Below are 20,974 nucleotides of genomic sequence, written 5' to 3'. Positions count from 1 at the left end.
ATTAAGCCCCTCTCTGCCCAGAATAAGGTCATTCTGGATAAGGGAGGGGTTTGTTTTGTCTGCAGCCCAAAGCGGAAACGGCTCGGCGGAAAACAGCGCAAGCGGCAGCCAAAGCAGCGGGGGCGCCGGGGCAAGCGGCGGCAAGGACGGCAAAGGAAGAGCCGGCGGCGGCAACGGCGGCGCGCCGAAGCCCCCTCCTCTCGGAAGGAGGAAGACGGCCACCGCGCTGAGCCCGTCGCTGGCCGCCAACGCCCATGCGATCCGCATGCAGTTCCATCACAGCGGAGACCTGCGCCTGCGGCTGCTGTCCAGCGGGGCTCTGCCCGGCGTCCAGCTGGCCGCGCTGTATGTGCAGGGAATCGTGGACGAGGAGGCGATCCGCAAGAACGTCCTTGAGCCGCTGCAGGCGGCGGAGGAAGCGGAGCCCGGCAGCTTCAAGGGAAGGGGCCGGCTCAAGGAGCGCATCCAGCGGCTGCGCCTGAACGTGATCTCCACCGGCCTGACGGAGCCGGTGCGGACGCTGGAAGGAGCGCTCGACGCGCTGCTGCTCGGCTGCTGCCTGCTGCTCGTCGAAGGCAGCGACGAAGCCGTGGCGGCGGAGGCTGCGGGCGGGGAAACCCGCCCTGTCGGCGAACCGACGGCCCAGACGGTCATCCGGGGACCCCAGCATGCGTTCACGGAGTCGGCCCAGACGAATGTCGGCCTCATCCGCAGAATCATCCGCTCGGAGAGGCTGACGGTGGAGTCGCGGCGCATCGGGCGGGAGACATGCACGGAGGTGTCTCTGCTGTACATGAGCGGCATCGCGGATGCCGAGATCGTGCAGGAGGCGCGCAGTCGCCTGGACGACATCGACATCGACAGCGTCCTGGACAGCGGCTACATCGAGGAGTTCATCCAGGATTCCTCGTTCACCCCGTTCCCGACCGTGCTCAACACGGAACGTCCCGACCAGGCGGCAGCCGGGCTGCTGGAGGGACATTTCGCGGTCGTGGTCGACGGCAGCCCTTACGTGCTGCTCGGTCCCGTGACGTTTTTCCGGTTTTTCCAATCGCCGGAGGACCATTATCAGCGCTTCGACATCGCCAGCTTCCTGCGGCTGATCCGGATCGCGGCCTTTTTCATTTCCATGCATTTGCCGGCTCTCTATATCGCCATCACGACCTTCCATCAGGAAATGCTTCCGAGCAATCTGCTCATCGGCTTGTCCGCGCAGCGCGAGGGGGTCCCCTTCCCGGCCTTGGTGGAAGCGTTCCTGATGGAGCTGACCTTCGAGGTGCTGCGCGAGGCGGGGGTCCGCATGCCGCGCGCCATCGGACCGGCGATCTCCATCGTAGGAGCGCTCGTGCTCGGCACGGCGGCCGTGCAGGCGGGGCTGGTCTCCGCGGCGATGGTCATCATCGTCGCCTTCACGGCGATCTCCAACTTCGTCGTTCCGCAGATCAACATCGCCATCGCCGCGCGGCTGATCCGCTTCCTGCTCATGGTCAGCGCGGGAATTCTCGGCTTTGTCGGCATCATCTCGGTCGATCTGTTCGTCATCATCCACCTCGCCGGCCTGTATTCCTTCGGCGTGCCCTATCTCAAGCCGGTCGCTCCGTATGTCAAAGGCGAATGGAAGGATACGTTCGTCCGGGCGCCGCGCTGGAGCCTCGTCAGACGGCCGGTCATCGCGCAGAAGGGAGGCAGGCGCAGGCAGCCCGGAGGCAAGCCCAAGCGCCAGAATTCATGAGCCGGGGCATCGTCGGACGTTGGGCGCTGCTGCTGGCGGCGGCGCTGCTGCTCCTTCCGCTTGCCGGCTGCTGGGACCGGAAGGAGCTCAACGAGCTCGGCATCATCTCTGCGACCGGCATCGACCTCACCGAGGAGGGAAAGTGGAAAATCAGCTATCAGCTGGTCATTCCAAGCGCCATCTCTTCCCAGAACGGCTTCACGAGCACGACGGAATCTCCGGTCAACGTCTTCTCCACGGAAGGAGACAGCGTGCGGGGCGCCGTATCCCGGGCGACGCAGGAGATGTCCCGGAGCCTCTACTTCGGGCACAACCAAGTCGTCGTCATCGGCGAGCGCGCCGCCCGCAAGGGCATCGGCGGCTTGCTCGACGTCTATCTCCGCAACGGCAATTCCCGGGAGACGGTCATGGTGTTCGTGACCGAGGGCGAAGCCCGGCCCATCCTGGAGCAGCTGCTTCCGATGGAGAGGATATCGGGCACCGCCCTGACGAAGCTGATCGCGCTGGAAAAAGAGAGCGGGGGCAACTTCCGCCCCCAGACCGTCTATTCGATGCTGCTGCAGCTGCTCGGCCCTCTCCACGCTTCCGCCGCTCCCGGCATCGCGATCAGCGGATCGGGCGAGGGCGTGCGCAACGTGGACGCGAACAAGAACACGTCGACGCCTTCGAAGGTGAGGCTGCAGAAGCTGGCCTTGTTCCGGGACGACCATATGATCGGCTGGATCCGCACGCATGAGAGCCGGGGCCTGCTCTGGCTGCGCAGCGAAGTGTCCGGGACGACGATCTCCTTTCCATGCCGTGAAGGAGGGCCCAAGGTCAACAGCGCCCGGATCACCGGGCTCAAGACGAAGATGAAGCCCTCGCGGAGCGGAGACGGCTGGCTGCTCCAGGCGAATGTCGAGGCGGACGCAACCCTGTTCGAGTATACATGCGGCGGAAATCTTCATGATCCGGCTGCGGTTGCCGGCATCGAGCGCCTGCTCGGCCAGCAGGTCCGATCCGACATCGAGGACGGACTGAAAGCTTCCCAGAGACTGAAGGCGGATGTGGCCGGCATCGGCGAAGCGGTGCGGCGGAAGTATCCGCGCACGTGGAAAGGAATCGCTTCGGAGTGGAACGGCAGGCTCTACCCCGAGATGAAAGCCGAGATCAGGGTCGATGTCGGACTGATCAAGACAGGCCGGAGCAACCGCTCCTACGAGCAGGCGAGCGAGGACAGCCGGGAGAGGAAGTGAGGGCATGAAAGCCAAGGAAGCAAGCGTAAGCGCGGGGCAGATCGCCGTCTTTCTCGTGCTGTTCACCATCGGCAGCACGCCGATGTTCGAGCTCGGATCCGAGGCGGGACAGGATTCCTGGATTGCGATCGGCATCGCCGCCGCCGCGGGCTTCTGCCTGCTGCTCGTCTACCGCGCGCTCTACAACCGGGCCCCCGATACGAATCTGGCCGGACTGTACAAGCTGCATTTCGGCAAGCTGCTCGGCGGCCTGCTCGGCGCGGCGCTGGCTGTCGTCTTCGCCCTGGAATCGATGCGCAACGTGCGCGACTTCGGGGAGCTGATCTCCGCCACCTTGCTGCCGCAGACGCCGATGTGGTGCACGATGCTGGTCCTGACGGGAATCGTCTACTACACCTCGAAGCAGGGAGTAGAGGCGTTTTTCCGGGTCAACCAAGTGCTGATTCCGGTGCTGGCCGTCAGCTACATTTCCCTTCTGGGGCTGTTTCTGGCGTCGGGCCTGCTCGACCTCAACCGTCTGCGGCCCGTGCTGGAGCATGGCTTCAGGCCTGTCCTGCACGCGGCGTTTCCCGATATCCTGTCGTTTCCGTTCGGACAGGTCATGGTGCTGATGATGTTCTGGACCTATGCGAGGCGCTCTCCGTCCACGGGCGCGATGTCTTATGGCGCCTATGCCGGCGTCTCGCTGTTCCTGATTGCGGTCAACATGGTGCTGATCATGGTGCTCGGTCCGGAGCTGTATCGGCTCGCCGAGCTTCCGACGCTGGAGGCGGTGGAGCAGATCCGGCTGTTCAACTTTCTGGAGCGGCTCGATATTCTCGTGACGCTGCTGCTGTACATCGGGCTGTACGTCAAGGCGACCGGACTGTTTTTCGGTTCGGTCATCGCTTTGCGGACAGCCTGGGGAGTTCCCTATCGGGCGGGCGCCCTCGTCATGGCTCCGCTCATCTTCACGGCGAGCCTCCTGGAGCCTGTCCTGTCGCAGCATTTATGGACGGGCATGACCGTCTACCTGAAATTCAGTCCCTATTACCAGATCGCGCTTCCGCTGCTCATGCTGGTCATGGGAATCGGCTGGGTCAAAAAGAAAGCGCAGCGGCAGGCGGGGCAGGGCGGCGGAAAGGCGGGAGCCGGCGGGCAGGCCAAGGGCCGCGGAGCCGGCGGCCAGAGCGGCGGCGGCCAAAGCGGTGCCGGAAAGGCAGCCGGCGGCGCCGGGACGGGCCGAGGCGGACAGCCGGGGAACGGGCAGGAAGGCGCCGATGACAGCGCCAACAAGGCCGGAGGCCAGGACGGGCAGGAAGGCGCCGATCAAGGCTCGCAAGCCGGCAAGGACGGCGGGCGAAACAAGGCTCGCGGAGCGCCGGCCGACTCCGGCGCCAAGAAGCCGTCTTCAGGCTCGGAAAGTCCGGAGGCCGGCTCTACATGATGCCGCGCGCCCGCAAATTTCGACACGGAAGGTTGCAATAAAAGGCTCCTCTGCTATAATGGCTCTATTGACAACCGAATGAGCCTGGGGAGCTGGCGTACGCCGGCTGAGAGGGGAGAAGCATCCCGACCCGTTAAACCTGATCTGGATAATGCCAGCGTAGGAACCGCATGTCAGCCGAGCCTTTTGCCGCCCTCGGGCGCAAATGGATTCAAGTGACGAAGACGTCTTCCTTGGGAGACGTCTTTTTTTATTCCCTGACATGCTGGCGCTCCGGACAGGGCTCGGCCGGGCTCACGGCTGCGAGAGAAAGAAGGGGAAGCAACATGGGCATTCCAAGCAAGATGGGCAAAAAAGCGGGGCTGGCCGCGCTTGTTCTGGCGACGCTGCTGGCAGGCTGCGGCAACGGCAGCGGAAACGGCGCAAGCAGCGGGAACGGCGGCGCGGCGACGCCGGCGCCTTCCGGCACCGCCACGGCCGCGCCGGTCAAAAAAGTGAAGGTCGTCCTCGACTGGACGCCGAACACGAATCATACCGGGCTGTACGTCGCCCGGGACAAAGGCTTTTTCCTGAACCACGGCCTCGACGTCGAGATCGTGCAGCCGCCGGAGGGGACGGCCGCCGATACGCTGGTCGCCAAGGGGGAGGCTGAATTCGGCGTCGGCTACCAGGAGAACATCACGCTCGCCCGCAGCGAGGGCTTGCCGCTCGTGTCGCTGGCGGCCGTCATCCAGCACAACACTTCCGGCTTTGCTTCGCCGGAAGCCAAAGGCATCAAGGACCCGAAAGCATTCGAGGGCAAAACCTACGGCGGCTGGGGAGCGCCGGTCGAGCAGGAGGTCATCTCCTCGCTCATGCAGGAGCAGGGCGCCGATGTCGGCAAGGTCAAGATCGTCAACATGGGCAACGCGGACTTTTTCACCGCCGTGAAGCGGAATATCGACTTCGCCTGGATCTATTACGCCTGGACAGGGGTAGAGGCGGAGCTGCGCGGGGAGAAGCTGAACATGGTGTACTTGACCGACTACAGCAAAAAGCTGGATTATTACACGCCGGTGCTGGAAACGAGCGAGAAGCTGATCCAGGAAAGCCCTGATGTGGTGAAGGCATTCATGGCCGGAGCTTCCGAGGGCTATGCCTACGCGATCTCCGAGCCCGCCGCCGCCGCGGACATCCTGATCAAGGCCGTTCCGGACCTCAATCCGGAGCTCGTGCGCGCCAGCCAGAAGTGGCTGAGCCCCAAATATCAGGATGACGCTCCGCGCTGGGGCGAGCAGAAGGCGGAGGTCTGGACGAACTATGCCGAATGGATGCATGAGCACAAGCTGCTGGGCACCTTGCCGGATCTGTCCAAGGCGTTCACGAACGATTACTTGCCGGCATCTTGATGCCGGCTGACGGGGAGAGGGAACCGGATATGGCCAATGCACTCGTAAGCATTCAGATTTTGCCGACGACGCCCGGCGGGGAAAGCGTGCTTCCGTACGTGGACCGGGCGATCGAGATCATCAAGGAGGCCGGCGTTCCGTACCGTGTCGCGCCGCTCGAGACGACGATGGAGGGCGACCTCGTGCGCCTGCTCGCCGTCGTCGCGGAGATGAGCAAGGAGATGGCGGCGATGGGCTGCCCGTCCGTCATCTCTCAGGTGAAGATTTACTACAACCCGGAGAACGGCGCCTCGATGGACCGGCTGCTGGAGAAATACCCGGATGGACAGTAGAACGATCCGATGGGGGGCTCTGCTGCCCCCGGTCGTCGTCATGGCCGCCTTCCTGCTCTTGTGGGAGGCGGCCGTCCGTCTGTCCGGGACGGAGGCGTGGCTGCTGCCCGCCCCGAGCGATATCGCCCGCGATGCCTGGGCGGCCCGCCCGAGACTGGCAGAGCACACCGGAGCGACCTTGAGCCTGACGCTGCTCGGCTTCGCCGGCGGCGCGGCCGCGGGCCTGCTGCTGGGAGCCGTCCTGCACCTGCTGCCGCTCATGAGGTCGGGCTTCTATCCGCTGCTCGTCCTGTCGCAGAACATTCCCGTCATCGCGATCGGGCCTCTGCTCGTCATCTGGTTCGGCTTCGGGCTGCTGCCCAAGCTGCTGCTCGTCATGCTCGTCTGCTTTTTCCCCGTCTGCGTCGCGATGCTCGGCGGCCTCCAGGGAGCGGATCCGGGCCTGGAGCGGTACATGCGGATGATCGGAGCGGGGCGCTGGCGCCGCTTCCTCAGCCTGGAGCTGCCCGGCTCGCTGCCGCAGCTGTTCTCCGGCCTCAAGATCGCCGCTTCGTACAGCGTGACGAGCGCGGTCGTGGCGGAGTGGATCGGCTCCGACCGGGGGCTCGGCTACTTCATGCTGCTGTCCTCCAAGGGCTTCAAAACTTCGCTCGTATTCGCCGGAGTCGCGCTTGTCGTGCTGCTCAGCCTGCTGCTGTTCGCAGCTGTCGCAGGAGCGGAGAAGCTGGCGCTGTCCTGGCGGCCGCGCAAGGAGGGAGGACGATGAACATGCTTGAAATCCGGAATCTGCGCAAGTCGTTCACCGGCCGCGGCGGCGTCATCGAAGTGCTTGGCGGACTGTCCCTGACTGTGGGCGAAGGCGAGTTCGTCTCGCTCGTCGGCCCTTCCGGCAGCGGCAAAACGACGCTGCTCAGCCTCATCGGGGGGCTGGAGCGGCCGGACTCCGGCGAGATCATGCTCGCCGGGAAGCCGGCTACGGATGGAGCCGGCCGCGCCGCCTACATGCCGCAGCAGGCCGCGCTTCTGCCCTGGAGGACGGTCCAGGGCAACATCGAGCTGGCGCTGCGCATCGCGGGCAGAGACCGCGCCGGGGCGAAGCGTCTTGCCGAGGAAGGACTGCGCAGGCTCGGTCTGGAGGCCTATGCCCGCTCGTATCCGCATGTGCTGTCCGGCGGCATGCAGCAGCGCGTCTCGTTTTTGCGCGCCCTGCTGTCCCCGCAGCCGCTCATGCTGCTCGACGAGCCGTTCGGAGCGCTCGACGCGCTTACCCGGCAGCGGATGCAGCGCTGGCTGCTGTCGCTGTGGGAGGAGGAGCGCCGCTCGGTGCTGTTCGTCACCCATTCCATCGAGGAGGCGCTGCTGCTGTCCGACCGCGTTCTCGTCCTGTCGGCATCGCCGGCCGTCGTCGTACAGGAGCTCCAGGTGCCGTTTGCGCGCCCGCGCAGCGGAAAGCTGGGAAGCGATCCGCGATTCGGCGAGCTGAAGGAGTCGCTCTATGAATCGCTCGGAAGCCTGGAAGAGGGGGATATGCCGCTATGAACCCGTTGGGAGCAGATGCTGGATCCGGAAAGTCGTCATCGCCGCCGGCTGGAGCTGCCGTGAAGGGCTCCGAAGCTGGAGCCGTCGGGGAACGCACCGCAGCTGGAGCTGCCTGGAAGCGCTCCGAGCTGGAGCCGTCGGGGAACGCGCCGCGGCTGGAGCTGCCCGGCAGCGCTTCGGAGCCGGGGCTTCCGCAGACGCCGCAGAGCCGGGGCGACGCCTCCGACTGCCGGAATGAAGCGGCGTCGATGAGCGGGGCCCGGCTGCCGCTCATCGACACCCACATCCATCTGGAGCAGTATGCCGCGGATGAGCTCCAGAGCATGCTGGAGCAGTCGTTCAGCGGCGGCCTGACGGGGGCGGTCGCCGTGTCCATGGATCTGGATTCCGCCAAGCGGACGCGGGAGCTCGCCCGGGCGCATCCCGGCCGGATCATGCCGGCTTACGGCTGGCATCCGGAGCAGGAGCTTCCGGACGAGGCCGAGATGCAGGCGCTGCTGACCTGGATCCGGGAGCGCCATGAAGCCGGGGAGGCGTTCGCGATCGGCGAGGTCGGCCTTCCTTACTACATGCGGACGGAGGCCGAAGCGGCGGGACGGAAATTCGACGACGCGGGGCATTTGCGCATCCTGCGGGAATTCGTCTCCCTTGCCGCCGATACCGGACGAGTCATCATTCTGCATGCCGTCTACGAGGACGCCGCCAAGGCGCTGGAGCTGCTGCGGGAATTCGGCGTCGCCCGCGCGCATTTCCACTGGTACAAGGGAGACGAGGCCGTGACGCGAATGCTCGCGGATGCCGGATTCTACATCTCGCTCACTCCGGATGTGCTCTACGAGGAGGAAATCCGCCCGCTTGCCGTCTCGTACCCGCTGGAGCGTCTCATGACGGAGACGGACGGTCCGTGGCCGTTCGAGGGGCCGTTCGCCGGGCAGGCGACCCATCCGCTCATGATGCGGGAGTCGGTCGGGGAAATCGCCCGTCTGAGAGGGATGGACGAGAGAGAGGCTGCCTTTGCGTTGGCGGCGAACGCGCGCCGGCTGTATTTTTCCTGAGACACGAAGAGGCGCCCGGATTGTATCCGGGCGCCTCTTCGATTATTTTGCCCGTTGCCGAAGGCCTTCCATATACGTATCCACCAGCATGCGAAAAGTGGCGTCGGTGTCCAGCGGCATGCCGAAGCCGCCGACTCTCTCCAGCGAAACGAAGCCATGCAGCAGGCTGCGGATGCCGCGAACCGCATGGATGGCGGCATCGCCCTGCAGCTCGAAGCCGGACAAGGCATCGAGCGCAAGCCGCACAACGGTTCCGCCGGCCTGCTGAAGCTGCTCGTCCTCCGGCTCGGGAGCCCTTTGGACCGCTTCGTACAGTCCCGGATGCGTCCGCGCGAACTGAAGATAAGCGGCGCAGAACGAACGCATGGCCTCGTCGCCTTGCTTGCCGTCGAGCGCCAGCACGAGGCGGCCGTTCAGCCGCTCCAGCGCGTTCAGCGCGAGCAGCCGCCGGAGCTCGGGCAGGCCGGCCACATGGTTGTAGAGAGACGGAGAGCGGACGTTCAGCTTCTGGGCCAGCGACGCCAGCGTCACGGCCTCGAAGCCATGGGCGTCGGCAAGCTCGGCCGCCGCTCCCAGCAGCGCTGCTTGGTCAAGACCGATTCGCGGCGACATGGGCTTTGCCTCCTTGGCGGAATTCGGCTTGCCGGATGGCCTGTTGCAGAGCGGCTCCCGGCTGCTGCATCATGCGTCCGTGGCCGGCTGCGAGAAGCGTCGGCTTCAGAGCGGCAAGCTTGCGGGCGGACTCCAGCGCGACATCCGCGTTCCAGGTAGCCATGGCGGGAAACGGGAACAGGATCCGCATCTGGCCGCTGACGGCGAGGCCGCCGCGGACCTGGAACGCATCCCCGACCAGCAGCGACCCGTTGCGGCCATCGAGGAACGCCATCGAGCCGGGAGTGTGTCCGGGAGCGGCGATGGCGGTCAGCGAGCCGAGCGCGTCGCCGTCCCGCAGCAGCACGTCGGGGCGGGTCTTCAGGTTTTTCGGAATATCGCCGCGGATCGGAGTGGACGGCTCTCCTTCGTCAAGGGACAGATCCCCGACCAGCAGCCTTGCATCTCGGGCTGACAGATAGACGGGAACATGAGGCAGCGCCGACTTGAGAGCGTCCAGCGCTCCGACATGGTCGCCGTGGGCATGGGTCAGCACGATGCGGGCGATCGGCTTGCCGATCGAGGCGGCCGCCTGGAGGATGCCCTTCGAGCTGTACGGAAGCGCGGCGTCGATTAGCGTCAGCCCGTCTTCCTCTTCGACGAAATAAGCGTTGACCGGGAACAGGCGGGGGAGAAAGGCCAGCTGGCGAACCGTTTGGTTCCGAACCGTTTTCATAGGGAATCCGCTCCTTCATTAAAACTAATCTGATTAGTCTCAATATAACTAATGATATTAGTTTTCGCAAGCCCTTTTTTCGCAACCTGTGTATTTGATCGCTTTCTTGCCTTGCTGAGAGCGGACGGAAGCGGCAAAAGCCCCGTCCCTGTCGGCGGATGCCCCCGGCAAAAAAAACAGCGGCAGAACCGAATGGGCGTCAAGCCAGGTTCTGCCGCTGTTCAAGTTTCGCCGATGGACAAGCCGCAGCTTGCTCACCACAGCATTCTTTCGCCGAGCTCCAGCTGCACGCCGCCAGACCGGAAGGACTCGCGATGGTGGCGGGCCTTGGGAGAAGCCAGATGAAGCATGGTCGCGAGGCCGAGGGAATCGCTGCGCAAAGGCCGCTCCCGCGTGCCGCCGATCAAGGCAAGCCCGCCGGCCCGTTCCCATCCGCCCCGGGTATAAAAGGGGACCAGATCGGCATGGCAGGTGAACAAGCTTATATCGGCTTTTTGCGACATCGTATAGGAAAAGGCTTCCCGAATCAGCCTCAGTCCGAAGCCTTGCCGGCGGTAGAGAGGATTCGTCAGCACTTCGCTGATTCCGAAGGCTTCGTACGTCTCGCCCTCATGAAGCATCGTCATGCGGGGAATGGCGAGATGGCAGATGACGACGCCGTTGTCGGCATAAATCAGCGAATGGGGCCGGGTGGAGGGCTGGCCCGGCCAAGCGGCGGGCTCCCCGTCCCGGAACGCTTGGGGCCATTCCGTCCGCATGAAGGCGATGATCTGGTCTTTCAGGTGTGCAGGACAATCCTCCTGGGGAATTTGCAGCAGCTGCATCATGGCGTTCTTCTCCTTATCCGGTCAGGCTCCGACAATAAGAGTGGACGGCGGCCTGTCCTGTCAGAATACCCGAAGCCGGCTCGGAAAAGAAGCCCGGCCTTCACGCCGACGCCGGAACCGTGTCGGCCTTGCTGCCGGTCCGGGGTTTCCTCCATCCCGATCCCAGCAGCGCCAGAAGGCATCCGCCGGCGATGCATGCCAGCACTGTGGCGCTGCCGCCGGCTGAGTCCAGGCCGCCGAAGTACATCACTTCCCGCAAGCCGTAAGCCGCGAACCGCAGCGGAGTCCAGGAGTAGATCCAGAGCCGGGATGTCTCTGTCAGGAATTCCGGGGCCATGTTGAGCAGAGGCATGGAGAAGAACATGAGCAGGACGAGAATTCCCATCGCGGGGAACCCGATCCAGTTGAGCAGCGCGGACTGCAGCATATAGAAGGCGGCGGCGGCAAGCCAGAGGAACAGCCAGGTGTCCAGCGAGTGCGCGAGCTCCATGCCATACCAGGAGGAGGCGGTCCACACGAGGAATCCCGACGCGATGCCGGCGATGACGATGCCGATGACCGGCTGCCAAGCGACTGCCGCCGGCCTCCCCGCTCCTGCCTGGACGGCTTTGCCGCCGGCCAGGAAGAGCATCATGGCGCTGACCAGGCTGCCCATCCACATGATCTGGGTAAGCAGGCCGGGCGCGCTGCCGGAAGCGTTGTTGGCGCCGACCGGATGAACGGTTTCTTCCTGCACCCGGATCGGGGCCAGAAGCGCCTGAGCCGCGGCGATCGGAAGCTGCTGCGAGTTCGGTGCGATTCCGGCGAGCATCGATCGGGACAGCTCAGCTCCCGCCATGCTCATGACCTGCCCCAGTCCTTGCCGGACGACGGTCGAGGCTTGGGCGTTCAAGCCTTCGCTGACGAGAATCCGCGCGGTCGGCTGCTGCGGAGCGGCTCCGGATATCGAGGCGACGCCGGAGCTGAGATCGGCGGGGAGGATGAGCGCTCCGTACAATTCCCTGGCGTCCAAAGCCTCGCGGGCGGCTTGCTCCGAATCGAGGACGGTCCATTTGATCGGCAGCTTGTCATTGGAGAGCAGCTGCTCCTTCAGCTTCTCGCCGACCGCAAGCGAGCCTCCGCCGGGAAGCTCCGCCGGCCGGTCGAGAATGACCAGAGCCGCCGGCACCTCCTTCGGCTTCGTGCCGAGCACGGACCCCATCATTGCGGCACCGAACACGACGAGAACGGCAAGAACGACGATCATTCCAATCCATACCATTTTTTGCTTGAAGATGGCCATAACTCCTATCCGCTCCTTCTCAATGTGCAAATGAACACTATGTTGAATACAAAGCACGTTGTTAATTATAATGAGAGGAGCATAAAGCACAATCATCACATTTCACCGGAGTGTCGAGTATTCGTCATGATCGGCGGAAGTGTTCAGCAACAGCCTGATCCGGGAGGAATAGACATGCATTCAAACACAGGAAAGCCGGATCGGAGACGAGCCCGCACGAAGCAGCTGCTCTATGAAGCCCTTATGAGCCTCGTCCTGGAAAAGGGGGCGGAGAACGTGACCGTGACCGATATCGCCGGACGCGCCGACGTCAACCGGGGAACGTTCTATTTGCATTACCGGGACGTGCCGGACATGCTCCAGCAGCTGAAGGACGAGGTGTTCAACCGGATCCGGACCGAGGTGGAGAAGCTGGATAAGGCGGAAGCGTGGGCGTACGCCGATCGGGATGAGGCTTATCCCCAGAGCGTTGCCATCTTCGACACGCTGGCGGCGCATGCCGACTTTCTCCGCGCGATGTTCGGGCCGCTAGGCGACATGTCCTACGCCCTGCGGTTCCGCCAGCTGTTCACGGAGCATGTCTACGAGAAGGCCAAAGACATGCCGGAGCGCAAATCGAGCATGCCGCCGGATTATTTCGCCGCGTATGTGACGTCGGCGAACTTTGGTCTCCTCATGCATTGGATCGGATCGGGAATGAACCTGACCTCCGAAGAGATGGCGAGAATCATGATCCGCACCATGCACTATGGGCCGCTCGTCGCGCTCGGCTTGAAGGAGGCTCCCGCCGGCGGTAAGCGGGTGGGCGGGGAAGGAATGAACGGGGATGGACCGTCGGGTCCGTCCTGAATATCCAGATCGGCGGACAGTCCGGGAGGGAATATGAACCGATTGCAGCTCATCCGCGATTACGAAAAGAAATACCATGACGACTGCTACGAAAACCAGATTCTGTTTCAAAGCGGCTCCTGGCTGGAAAAGCCGGTGCGGACCGTGCTCGACCTGTTCGGGCAGCTGGAGCGCCGGCGCGGCATCCACGCTCTCATCGTCAATGCAGGCGTAAGGGAAGTCAGCCTGGCGACGGGGGAGGAGCTGGATCCGAAGTTCGAGCTGCTGCTGGATGCGGAGGAGCTGGGCTCCTTGCTGGCGGAGAAGTACCGGGGCTGGGAGCTGCTGCGTCACGCCGTGAAGCCTTACGCGCTGGAAATCGAGCGCGACGGGGTGCCGGTCTCCCTGAGCAGCGACGTCGTGACCTGGGCGGCCAGAAAAAGATCGGAAACAGGATAGGCAGACAGGACAGGAACATATATAGGAGGGGATGGAGCAAGTTGGGAACGAACCGAGTCATCGTCATGGAATACGATCCTTCATGGCAAATGGAATACGAAAGCGAAAAGGCTCACATTCTTGCCGCGCTGGCCGGGGAGAGCATAAGGGTGGAGCATATCGGCAGCACCTCGGTGCCGGGTCTGGCCGCCAAGCCGATTCTGGACATAGCCGTTGGCGTGGAGCAGCTGGCCGTCGCCGATTCATTCATCCAGCCGCTGGCTGCACTCGGCTATGAATATGTGCCCAAGCCACAATTCCCCGAGCGGCGCTTTTTTCGGCGGGGCCAATGGGGAAAGGGAACCCATCATCTGCATGTCTACGAGATCGGGAGCAAGGAGTGGAAGGACAATTTGCTGTTCCGCGACAGCCTACGCAGCGATTCGGGACTGCTGAGGCAGTATGCCGAGCTGAAGGCTGATTTGGCCAGCCGGCATCCGGATGACCGGGCGGCTTATACGGCTCATAAGGGGCCGTTCATCCGGACCGTGATGGAGCGGGCGGGGAGGCGGGCACAGGGCAAGGAGACAAATCCATGAAGCTGAGACAGATGGCCACCGCATTCATTAGCCGGGACGGACATTACATCATGATGGAGAAGGACAAGAGCCGCTGGTTCGGCTTCCCGTTCTGGACTGCGCTTGGAGGGCATCTGGAGCCGGAGGAAATTTCGGATCCGGACACGGCTGTGCGGAGAGAAATTCTTGAAGAGAGCGGCCTTCTGCTGGATGAGGTGACGGATCTGATGCTCCGGTATGTGCTGATGCGGCAAAAGGATGATGAAATTCGAATCCAGTATGTCTATTTTGGACGAACGGAGAAGGCAGAGCTCGTAAACTCCGACGAAGGCAAGCTTCATTGGATCGCCGAACACGAGCTGACGGGATTGCATCTGTCTGCAGTAATTCGGGAAATGCTGCTGCATTATTTTCGGCATCGCGACGAACGGCTTGTCTATTCCGGTACGATCAAGGCGGGCGAGGACGAAGAAGCGGTCATGCAATGGAGCGAGCTCAAGGATCCTCAAGTATTTTAGGTCGGTTCACCCTATGCCGGCATCAGCTGAAAGGAATCGGCATGGCGCAGGAGCGCATGCCGGTAAGCTTGCGGAGACATGCTCCACCGCAAAAATAGAAGGGAGCCTGAGTGATGGCCGTAAAAGAAATCCTGCCGTTCGGAGACCCCATTCTCCGCCGCAGGGCCCGCGAGGTCGACAGCGTCGATGAGCGCACGATCCGCTACCTCGACAGCCTCGCCGAGACGCTGTACGCACGGGAAGGCAGGGCGGGACTTGCCGCTCCGCAGGTCGGCATCCTGCGGCGCCTCATCGTCATGGACTGCGGAGAGGGCTTGATCGAGCTCATCAATCCGGAGATCATCCACCGGGAAGGCGAGCAGACGGGAGCGGAGGGCTGCCTCTCCTTGCCAGGGTATTACGGCAATGTGACGCGCTCGCAGAGGGTGCAAGTAAAAACGCTGACCCGGTCGGGCGAGACCGCCGTGCTGCACGGAGAAGGCTATCTGGCCCGCTGCATGCAGCATGAGATCGATCATTTGGACGGAATCCTGTATGTCGACCACGTCCGCGAGAACTGGCTGACCGAGGAGCACACGGGACGAAGGGCCAATCTCCTGCCGATCCTGCAGCTGAGCCGGAAGACTTGAGATTTCGACGGGCCGGAGCGGTTCTGGAGCCGATCCGAATTCCGTTCGAAGCGGCGCATCTGCGGAATCTTGCCGTTATTTATGATGCCCCCGCATCGTTCGTTTTCGTCATGATCGAGAAATGCTTGGCCAGAAAGGCCGGCGAATAAGGCATGTCGTTTCTCACCCAAGCTACGATCGTTCCGATCAGAGCCGCGGATCCGTACCAGATCGCAATGTCCTTAGGCGTGCCCGTTTTCGTGAGGAAAGCGTCGCTGCCCGACCTTTCGATTCTTAAGGCGATCGATTCCGACAGCATCTTGAGCAACCGTTCGGTAAACACCGGCGTCCGTTTCGAGCCGAGAACGATCTTATAGAACTTGGCATGCTCCGCGATATGCTGGAGAAGGTTGACCAGCTTGAGCGATTCGGCTTCTTCCGGCGATCGGTCGTTCACCTCGGATTGGTTCAATACCCGCTGGATATCATCTACCATATCGTCCGCCATCTTCTCCAGCATGTCGGGTATATCGCGATAGTGCAAATAAAAGGTGACGCGGTTGATCGTCGCGCGCTCCGCGATCCGGTTGACGGATATTTTTTCGAGATCCATTTCCTGCAGGAGATCGATCAAAGCATCCTTCAACAGCTGCCGAGTACGGAGCACCCGGGGATCGACACGAGGCTTGGCGGGTTCTGTCATGGTTTTCGGCTCCTTCATCAGATACTTTACAATAATTCGTTTTATGTCTGTTATGTGCGAACTGAACGACATATATCCACAATGTGATGACTAGTTTACATTTTGCCCCGATGCGTTACTTGTAAGATACTGCTTTCTGAATATAATCTAATTTATACAGTGTCGATTATCTTACACATTGTAAATTAAGTCTAGATTATAGGTTTGGAGAGGATGGAGCAAGTTGAGCACAAGCAAGGAATTAAACGCCAGTAACATAAAAAAGGGACCGATCTTGTTCATCATGATTTTGGGAGCCTTTTTAGCGACGCTGAATCAAACGATCATGAGCGTCGCCACTCCGGAGCTGATGAACGATTTCAACATTACGGCTGCGACCGCGCAGTGGCTGACGACGGGTTATATGCTCGTCAACGGGGTGCTGATCCCGATCACGGCTTTCTTCATGCAGCGGTTCACGACGAGGCAGCTGTTCCAGGCCTCCATGATGATCTTCCTTGTCGGAACGATCGTATCGGCTCTCTCGCATAGCTTCCCTGTCCTGTTGACCGGACGGATGATCCAGGCGGCAGGCGCAGGCATCATCATGCCGCTGCTCATGAATGTCATCCTGACGCTGTTCCCTCCGGAGAAGCGGGGAGCCGCCATGGGGATGATGGGTCTGGCCATCATTTTCGCCCCGGCCATCGGCCCGACTCTCGCCGGCTATATTCTGGAAAACTACGCTTGGGAAACGCTGTTCTACGGAATGATTCCCTTTACTCTTATCGTCATCGTCTGCGGATTCATCTTCTTGCGGAATGTATCGGAGCGGGGCCAGGCGAAGATCGACATGCTCAGCGTGCTGCTGTCCACCGTCGGCTTCGGCGCTTTGCTCTATGGCTTCAGCCGGGCCGCCGGCAAAGGCTGGTCGAGCGCGGAAGTCATCTCCACCATCGCTGCCGGCGTGCTGGCGCTCGTCCTGTTCTCGCTGCGGCAGCTGACCTCCAAAAGTCCGCTGCTTGACCTGCGGGCGTTCAAGTACAATATGTTCTCCTTGACGACGGTCATTAATGTCGCGATTACGATGGTCATGTACGCGGATATGATGCTGCTTCCGCTCTATCTCCAAAATGCCCGCGGCTATACGGCTCTCGAATCCGGCCTGCTGCTGCTTCCCGGCGCGCTTGTCATGGGCTTCATGATGCCGGTTGCCGGAAGGCTGTTCGACCGCTTCGGCGCCAAGTGGCTGGCTGTCGTAGGCCTAATCATCACCATCGTGACGACAATCGGCTTCACGGACCTGACGGACTCCACCAGCTATACGTATCTGGTCCTCATGTCCACAGGCCGCAGGATCGGGATGGCGCTGCTGCTGATGCCGGTGCAGACCGCAGGCTTGAACCAGCTGCCGAACCGGCTTAATGCGCATGGCACGGCCATCTCCAACACGGTGCGGCAGGTAGCCGGCGCCGTAGGCACTTCCCTGCTCATTACCGTCATGTCCAGCCGCGCCAAGACGCATGCTCAGGAGATGATGGCATCGGGCGCGGCCCAGACGAAGGAGCAGCTGGCGATGCAAGCCTCCATCCAAGGCATCAACGATGCCTACCTCGTCATCGTCGGAATCGGCGTTGTCGCGCTGGTCCTTTCCTTCTTCATCAAGAAAGTCAAGCAAGTGACGGAAGTGGAATCCACAAGCACGGCGACGAAGTCGGCCGTACAAGAAGCTTAACGGCCCGCCGCAGGCTGCTGCCGGTTTCCGCAAGACAGCCTATCCAGACGGCTTTCCTTTTCGCGAAGGAAGGCCGTCTTTTTTTTCTGTCCACGGGCCTCAAGGCCCAGCTGTGTTGTGAAAATAAAGTGTAAGACTGAAAAATAAAGGTTTGGACCGTGAAAGTAAAGTTGAAGACTGGCAGTCGGCATTAAGGTATCGGGCGGATTTCATGATAAAATTAGATTATCTGACTGAGATAGGGGTGGTGGCGAGATGGCTGAAAGTCTTGACAAAGGTCCTTATTATCATGGGACACGAGCAGATTTGCAGATTGGAGACTTGCTCACAGCTGGCTTTCGCTCCAATTACAATCCCGATGTTGTGATGAATCACATTTATTTTACGGCTTTGCGCGATGGGGCTGGGCTGGCTGCTGAGTTGGCAAAAGGCAATGGTGCACCGCGCGTGTATCTCGTTGAGCCGACTGGCGGCTGGGAAAATGATCCAAATGTGACGGACAAGAAATTTCCAGGCAATCCGACGCGATCCTATCGCAGCACAGCCCCACTGAAAATTGTTGGCGAAGTGAAAGATTGGGTGCGACAAACGCCTGAACAACTCGCAGTCTGGAGAGAACGTTTGGCGAAAATAGATAAAGGCGAAATTCTGAATTAGCTCAACTGTTAAATGGTCAGGAGACATCTATCAAACCCAATATTTGATCCTGACGGCCTCCATCGAGCTGTCGGGAAACGATAACACCAACAAAATGAAGGCTGCCGATCGCAATGGATCCGCAGCCTTCGCTCAACTAACAGGGAGAGATTAATTTAGGGAGGAATAAAAAAGGAGTGAAATCATTTGCAGCAGTGCTCTTACATCGCAGGGTAGCTTGTTAATGTTGAATAAGCATAGGCAACCTTTTCAGCAAAATTAAGAGGAGGCTCTACGGATTGAAAATGAATATACAACAGGTTTGGTTGAATGAATATCCAATGATTATGTAATGCGCTCACGATGATCCCTTGTTGAACCAATGCCCGATTAAATGCATACACTTCTTCTTCTAAAATGGCTACCTCCCCTATATTGAGAGCATTTCCTTTCTCGTCTAAAGATTCGAACAAAACATTTGCGAGCAAAAAACCTTTACTTGGACGTCCCATTACCATTACTGGAAAGTTCCGTTTTAATGAAACAGAGCATACACCATTTTCAAACTTACCCTCCCCTTTTAGAATCTGACCAAATTGTTGACAAATCATTTGGTGTCCATTCAATTCGATCACCCTTTTAAGTATTGATGAATTAAATCTTATCTTTGGTAACGAAATATAAAGTAATATATGACACCTGGAGCGATTTTATGAAGGTTGGATCATATTACTGATCATATGTTGTAACCGCAGACTTTCGGATGACTACACCACTAAGCTCATCCTTTCATAATGATATAATTAATAAAAGAATGTGAAAGATTGAACTTAAAGTAACGGAAAACGATAGTTCCATAAACCAGCAGCAGTCTAGGACTTATTTTCAGGTCCTAATCTGCCGCTGGTTTTATATTTGAACAGTCTAGAACTGCAGCGATCTCTGGGCGCACCTCCTTACTCCGGCATGCGGGGCATGGTAAGATGAAGCCATTCGGGATTCTGGATCAGAGCAGGGGAGCATCATGTCGGCCGATGCCGGTACATAAGAGGAGGAAACCATTTTGTCCAAGGACTACTCCAAGTATTTTGATTTTTCGAACGCCAAGCTTATGCGCCAGGAGGACGGCAAGACGGTCTACCGGATCAACGGCCGCACGATCCAGATCAGCTCGGCACCGTCCTACAAGGAGGAGAAGAAGCGCGGCAAGGAAGAGGTGGAGGTCCACCGGGAATTCCTCATTCCCGAGCGGATGAAGGATTTCGGCCGGGGCAAGCGCTATCTGATCCGCACCTACGGCTGCCAGATGAACGAGCATGATACCGAGGCGATGCGGGGAATGTTCGAGCAGATGGGTTATGAAGCGACGGACGAGTACGCCCTGTCCGACGTCATCCTGCTCAATACTTGCGCGATCCGCGAGAATGCGGAAGACAAGGTGTTCGGCGAGCTGGGGCATCTTAAAAAGCTCAAGACCGAACGGCCCGGCCTGCTGCTCGGCCTTTGCGGCTGCATGCCGCAGGAGGAGACGGTCGTCGGCCGCATTCTCCAGAAGCACGGCTTCGTCGACATGGTCTTCGGCACCCACAACATCCATCGGCTGCCCCGTCTGCTCGAGGAGGCGGCGCTGAGCAAGGAAATGGTCGTCGAGGTATGGTCCAAGGAAGGCGACATCATCGAGAACATGCCCAAGAAGCGCGAGGGGCTTCGGGCATGGGTGAACATCATGTACGGCTGCGACAAGTTCTGCACGTACTGCATCGTCCCCTACACGCGCGGCAAGGAGCGCAGCCGCCGTCCGGAGGATGTGCTGGCCGAGGTCCGGGAGCTGGCCGCTCAAGGCTACAAGGAAGTGACGCTGCTCGGCCAGAACGTCAACGCCTACGGCAAGGACTTCGAGGATATCCGTTACCGGTTCGGAGATCTGATGCGGGATATTGCCGGCATCGCCGTCCCGCGGGTCCGCTTCACGACCTCCCATCCGCGCGACTTCGACGATCAGCTGATTTCCGTTCTCGCGCAGCGCGGCAATCTCGTGGAGCATATCCACCTGCCGGTCCAGTCGGGCAGCACGGAGGTGCTGAAGAGGATGAGCCGCAAGTATACGAGAGAGGCGTATCTGGAGCTCACGGGCAAAATCCGGGCGGCGATTCCGGACGCGGTGCTGACCAGCGACATCATCGTCGGGTTTCCCGGCGAGACGGAGGAGCAGTTCGAGGAGACGCTGTCGCTCGTTCGCGAGGTCAGGTTCGACTTCGCCTATACGTTCATCCACTCGCCGAGGGAGGGAACTCCGGCTGCGGGCATGGACAACGACGTGCCGGAGGAGGTCAAGAAAGCCCGGCTGACGAGGCTGAACGCCTTGCTCGCCGAGATCGGCCGGGAAGCCCATGAGGCGCTGCTGGGGCGGACGGTTGAAGTGCTGGTCGAGAGCGAAAGCAAGAACCGGCCGGATATGCTGTCCGGGCGCACGCGCAGCAACAAGCTCGTTCATCTGGAAGGGCCGAAGTCGCTGATCGGACAGTTCGTCCAGGCGAGAATCGTCGATGCCCACACCTGGTACATCAAGGGCGAGCTCGTGGCGGAGACGAGCGAGGCGGGTTGAGATCCATTGGGAGCAGGCTGCGCGGCAGCCTGCTTTTTTTGGTAGGGGACCAAAAGCGGTGCACGCCTGTTTTGCCTGGACGCCGTTCGGTGAAGAGGTTCGCGCGGATGGCGCGACATATTTTTGAAGGACGGAGCGGCGTCAGCCCGAGAGAATCCGGCAGTCCCGTCATAGACTGATAGGGAGAGAACGGATGCAAGGAG

22 protein-coding genes and 1 riboswitch are annotated in these 20,974 nt (G+C 60.8%); of the genes, 16 read left to right on the top strand and 6 right to left on the bottom strand.

What is annotated here, in order from left to right; all coding sequences use genetic code 11:
- Positions 1-55 precede the first annotated feature (55 nt).
- From CIC07_RS14480 to CIC07_RS14445, 8 genes are all read left to right on the top strand, one after another.
- Entirely contained in the window at positions 56-1,732 is a 1,677-nt protein-coding gene (locus CIC07_RS14480) for a spore germination protein (protein WP_076355195.1), read from the top strand.
- The gene (locus CIC07_RS14475; protein ID WP_076355197.1) at positions 1,729-2,967 is read left to right on the top strand and encodes a Ger(x)C family spore germination protein; all 1,239 of its coding nucleotides are present in this window, start codon (positions 1,729-1,731) and stop codon (positions 2,965-2,967) included. Before CIC07_RS14480 ends, CIC07_RS14475 begins: the two co-directional genes overlap by 4 nt.
- Before the next feature lie 4 nt (positions 2,968-2,971).
- Positions 2,972-4,393, top strand: coding sequence for a GerAB/ArcD/ProY family transporter (locus CIC07_RS14470; protein ID WP_076355199.1), 1,422 nt, complete (start codon positions 2,972-2,974; stop codon positions 4,391-4,393).
- A 75-nt stretch (positions 4,394-4,468) separates the two neighbouring features.
- Positions 4,469-4,577: riboswitch (TPP riboswitch) on the top strand.
- Positions 4,578-4,719: 142 nt separating this feature from the next.
- A complete protein-coding gene (locus tag CIC07_RS14465; RefSeq protein WP_083688079.1) occupies positions 4,720-5,781 on the top strand; it encodes an ABC transporter substrate-binding protein in 1,062 nt (353 codons plus the stop codon).
- Positions 5,782-5,810: 29 nt separating this feature from the next.
- Positions 5,811-6,113 carry a thiamine-binding protein gene (locus tag CIC07_RS14460; protein ID WP_048749819.1) on the top strand — a complete coding sequence of 101 codons (303 nt, stop codon included), beginning with the start codon at positions 5,811-5,813 and terminating at the stop codon, positions 6,111-6,113.
- The gene (locus CIC07_RS14455) at positions 6,103-6,879 is read left to right on the top strand and encodes an ABC transporter permease (RefSeq protein WP_076355201.1); all 777 of its coding nucleotides are present in this window, start codon (positions 6,103-6,105) and stop codon (positions 6,877-6,879) included. Before CIC07_RS14460 ends, CIC07_RS14455 begins: the two co-directional genes overlap by 11 nt.
- Positions 6,876-7,652: an ABC transporter ATP-binding protein gene (locus tag CIC07_RS14450; protein WP_076355203.1), complete on the top strand. Its 777-nt coding sequence runs from the start codon at positions 6,876-6,878 to the stop codon at positions 7,650-7,652. The genes CIC07_RS14455 and CIC07_RS14450 overlap by 4 nt, the downstream gene beginning before the upstream one ends.
- The gene (locus tag CIC07_RS14445) at positions 7,649-8,707 is read left to right on the top strand and encodes a TatD family hydrolase (protein ID WP_327205367.1); all 1,059 of its coding nucleotides are present in this window, start codon (positions 7,649-7,651) and stop codon (positions 8,705-8,707) included. The genes CIC07_RS14450 and CIC07_RS14445 overlap by 4 nt, the downstream gene beginning before the upstream one ends.
- A 42-nt stretch (positions 8,708-8,749) precedes the next feature.
- Here CIC07_RS14445 and CIC07_RS14440 read toward each other — a convergent pair whose 3' ends face one another.
- The 4 genes from CIC07_RS14440 to CIC07_RS14425 form a co-directional block, all read right to left on the bottom strand.
- Positions 8,750-9,319 carry a TetR-like C-terminal domain-containing protein gene (locus CIC07_RS14440; RefSeq protein ID WP_076355205.1) on the bottom strand — a complete coding sequence of 190 codons (570 nt, stop codon included), beginning with the start codon at positions 9,317-9,319 and terminating at the stop codon, positions 8,750-8,752.
- Entirely contained in the window at positions 9,297-10,034 is a 738-nt protein-coding gene (locus CIC07_RS14435; RefSeq protein WP_076355207.1) for an MBL fold metallo-hydrolase, read from the bottom strand. The genes CIC07_RS14440 and CIC07_RS14435 overlap by 23 nt, the downstream gene beginning before the upstream one ends.
- Before the next feature lie 254 nt (positions 10,035-10,288).
- The gene (locus tag CIC07_RS14430) at positions 10,289-10,861 is read right to left on the bottom strand and encodes a GNAT family N-acetyltransferase (protein ID WP_076355210.1); all 573 of its coding nucleotides are present in this window, start codon (positions 10,859-10,861) and stop codon (positions 10,289-10,291) included.
- A gap of 100 nt (positions 10,862-10,961) precedes the next feature.
- Positions 10,962-12,143 (bottom strand): YhgE/Pip domain-containing protein, encoded by a 1,182-nt coding sequence (locus CIC07_RS14425; RefSeq protein ID WP_076355211.1) that lies wholly within the window; start codon positions 12,141-12,143, stop codon positions 10,962-10,964.
- A 174-nt stretch (positions 12,144-12,317) separates the two neighbouring features.
- Between CIC07_RS14425 and CIC07_RS14420 the strand changes: the two genes are divergently transcribed.
- The 5 genes from CIC07_RS14420 to def all read left to right on the top strand — a co-directional run bounded on the left by CIC07_RS14420 (position 12,318) and on the right by def (position 15,134).
- Positions 12,318-12,992: a TetR/AcrR family transcriptional regulator gene (locus tag CIC07_RS14420; protein WP_076355212.1), complete on the top strand. Its 675-nt coding sequence runs from the start codon at positions 12,318-12,320 to the stop codon at positions 12,990-12,992.
- Between the two features lie 33 nt (positions 12,993-13,025).
- Positions 13,026-13,430 (top strand): hypothetical protein, encoded by a 405-nt coding sequence (locus tag CIC07_RS14415; RefSeq protein ID WP_083687929.1) that lies wholly within the window; start codon positions 13,026-13,028, stop codon positions 13,428-13,430.
- A 41-nt stretch (positions 13,431-13,471) separates the two neighbouring features.
- A complete protein-coding gene (locus tag CIC07_RS14410) occupies positions 13,472-14,008 on the top strand; it encodes a GrpB family protein (RefSeq protein ID WP_234992899.1) in 537 nt (178 codons plus the stop codon).
- Complete coding sequence (locus tag CIC07_RS14405; RefSeq protein WP_083687930.1) at positions 14,005-14,505, top strand: NUDIX domain-containing protein; 501 nt, start codon at positions 14,005-14,007, stop codon at positions 14,503-14,505. Before CIC07_RS14410 ends, CIC07_RS14405 begins: the two co-directional genes overlap by 4 nt.
- A 113-nt stretch (positions 14,506-14,618) precedes the next feature.
- The gene (gene def / locus CIC07_RS14400) at positions 14,619-15,134 is read left to right on the top strand and encodes a peptide deformylase (protein ID WP_076355215.1); all 516 of its coding nucleotides are present in this window, start codon (positions 14,619-14,621) and stop codon (positions 15,132-15,134) included.
- Positions 15,135-15,213: 79 nt separating this feature from the next.
- Here def and CIC07_RS14395 read toward each other — a convergent pair whose 3' ends face one another.
- Positions 15,214-15,816 carry a TetR/AcrR family transcriptional regulator gene (locus CIC07_RS14395; protein ID WP_076355217.1) on the bottom strand — a complete coding sequence of 201 codons (603 nt, stop codon included), beginning with the start codon at positions 15,814-15,816 and terminating at the stop codon, positions 15,214-15,216.
- Between the two features lie 283 nt (positions 15,817-16,099).
- Here CIC07_RS14395 and CIC07_RS14390 point away from each other — a divergent pair, with 283 nt between their 5' ends.
- Positions 16,100-17,530 (top strand): DHA2 family efflux MFS transporter permease subunit, encoded by a 1,431-nt coding sequence (locus tag CIC07_RS14390; protein ID WP_083688081.1) that lies wholly within the window; start codon positions 16,100-16,102, stop codon positions 17,528-17,530.
- 255 nt (positions 17,531-17,785) lie between these two features.
- A complete protein-coding gene (gene arr / locus CIC07_RS14385; protein WP_076355221.1) occupies positions 17,786-18,187 on the top strand; it encodes an NAD(+)--rifampin ADP-ribosyltransferase in 402 nt (133 codons plus the stop codon).
- Between the two features lie 200 nt (positions 18,188-18,387).
- Here the strand turns inward: arr and CIC07_RS14380 are convergent, their stop codons facing one another.
- On the bottom strand, positions 18,388-18,792 hold the full coding sequence (locus CIC07_RS14380) for a DUF1259 domain-containing protein (protein WP_076355223.1): 405 nt from the start codon (positions 18,790-18,792) through the stop codon (positions 18,388-18,390).
- A 485-nt stretch (positions 18,793-19,277) separates the two neighbouring features.
- On the opposite strand from CIC07_RS14380, the gene miaB reads away from it, so the two are divergent.
- The gene (gene miaB / locus CIC07_RS14375; protein WP_083688083.1) at positions 19,278-20,771 is read left to right on the top strand and encodes a tRNA (N6-isopentenyl adenosine(37)-C2)-methylthiotransferase MiaB; all 1,494 of its coding nucleotides are present in this window, start codon (positions 19,278-19,280) and stop codon (positions 20,769-20,771) included.
- Positions 20,772-20,974: the final 203 nt, after the last annotated feature.

The sequence above is a fragment of the Paenibacillus sp. RUD330 genome (genome assembly GCF_002243345.2).
GTDB lineage: Bacteria > Bacillota > Bacilli > Paenibacillales > Paenibacillaceae > Paenibacillus_O.
The sequence above is the reverse complement of the archived record's forward strand: the minus strand, read 5'-3'. Positions and strand labels throughout refer to the sequence as shown.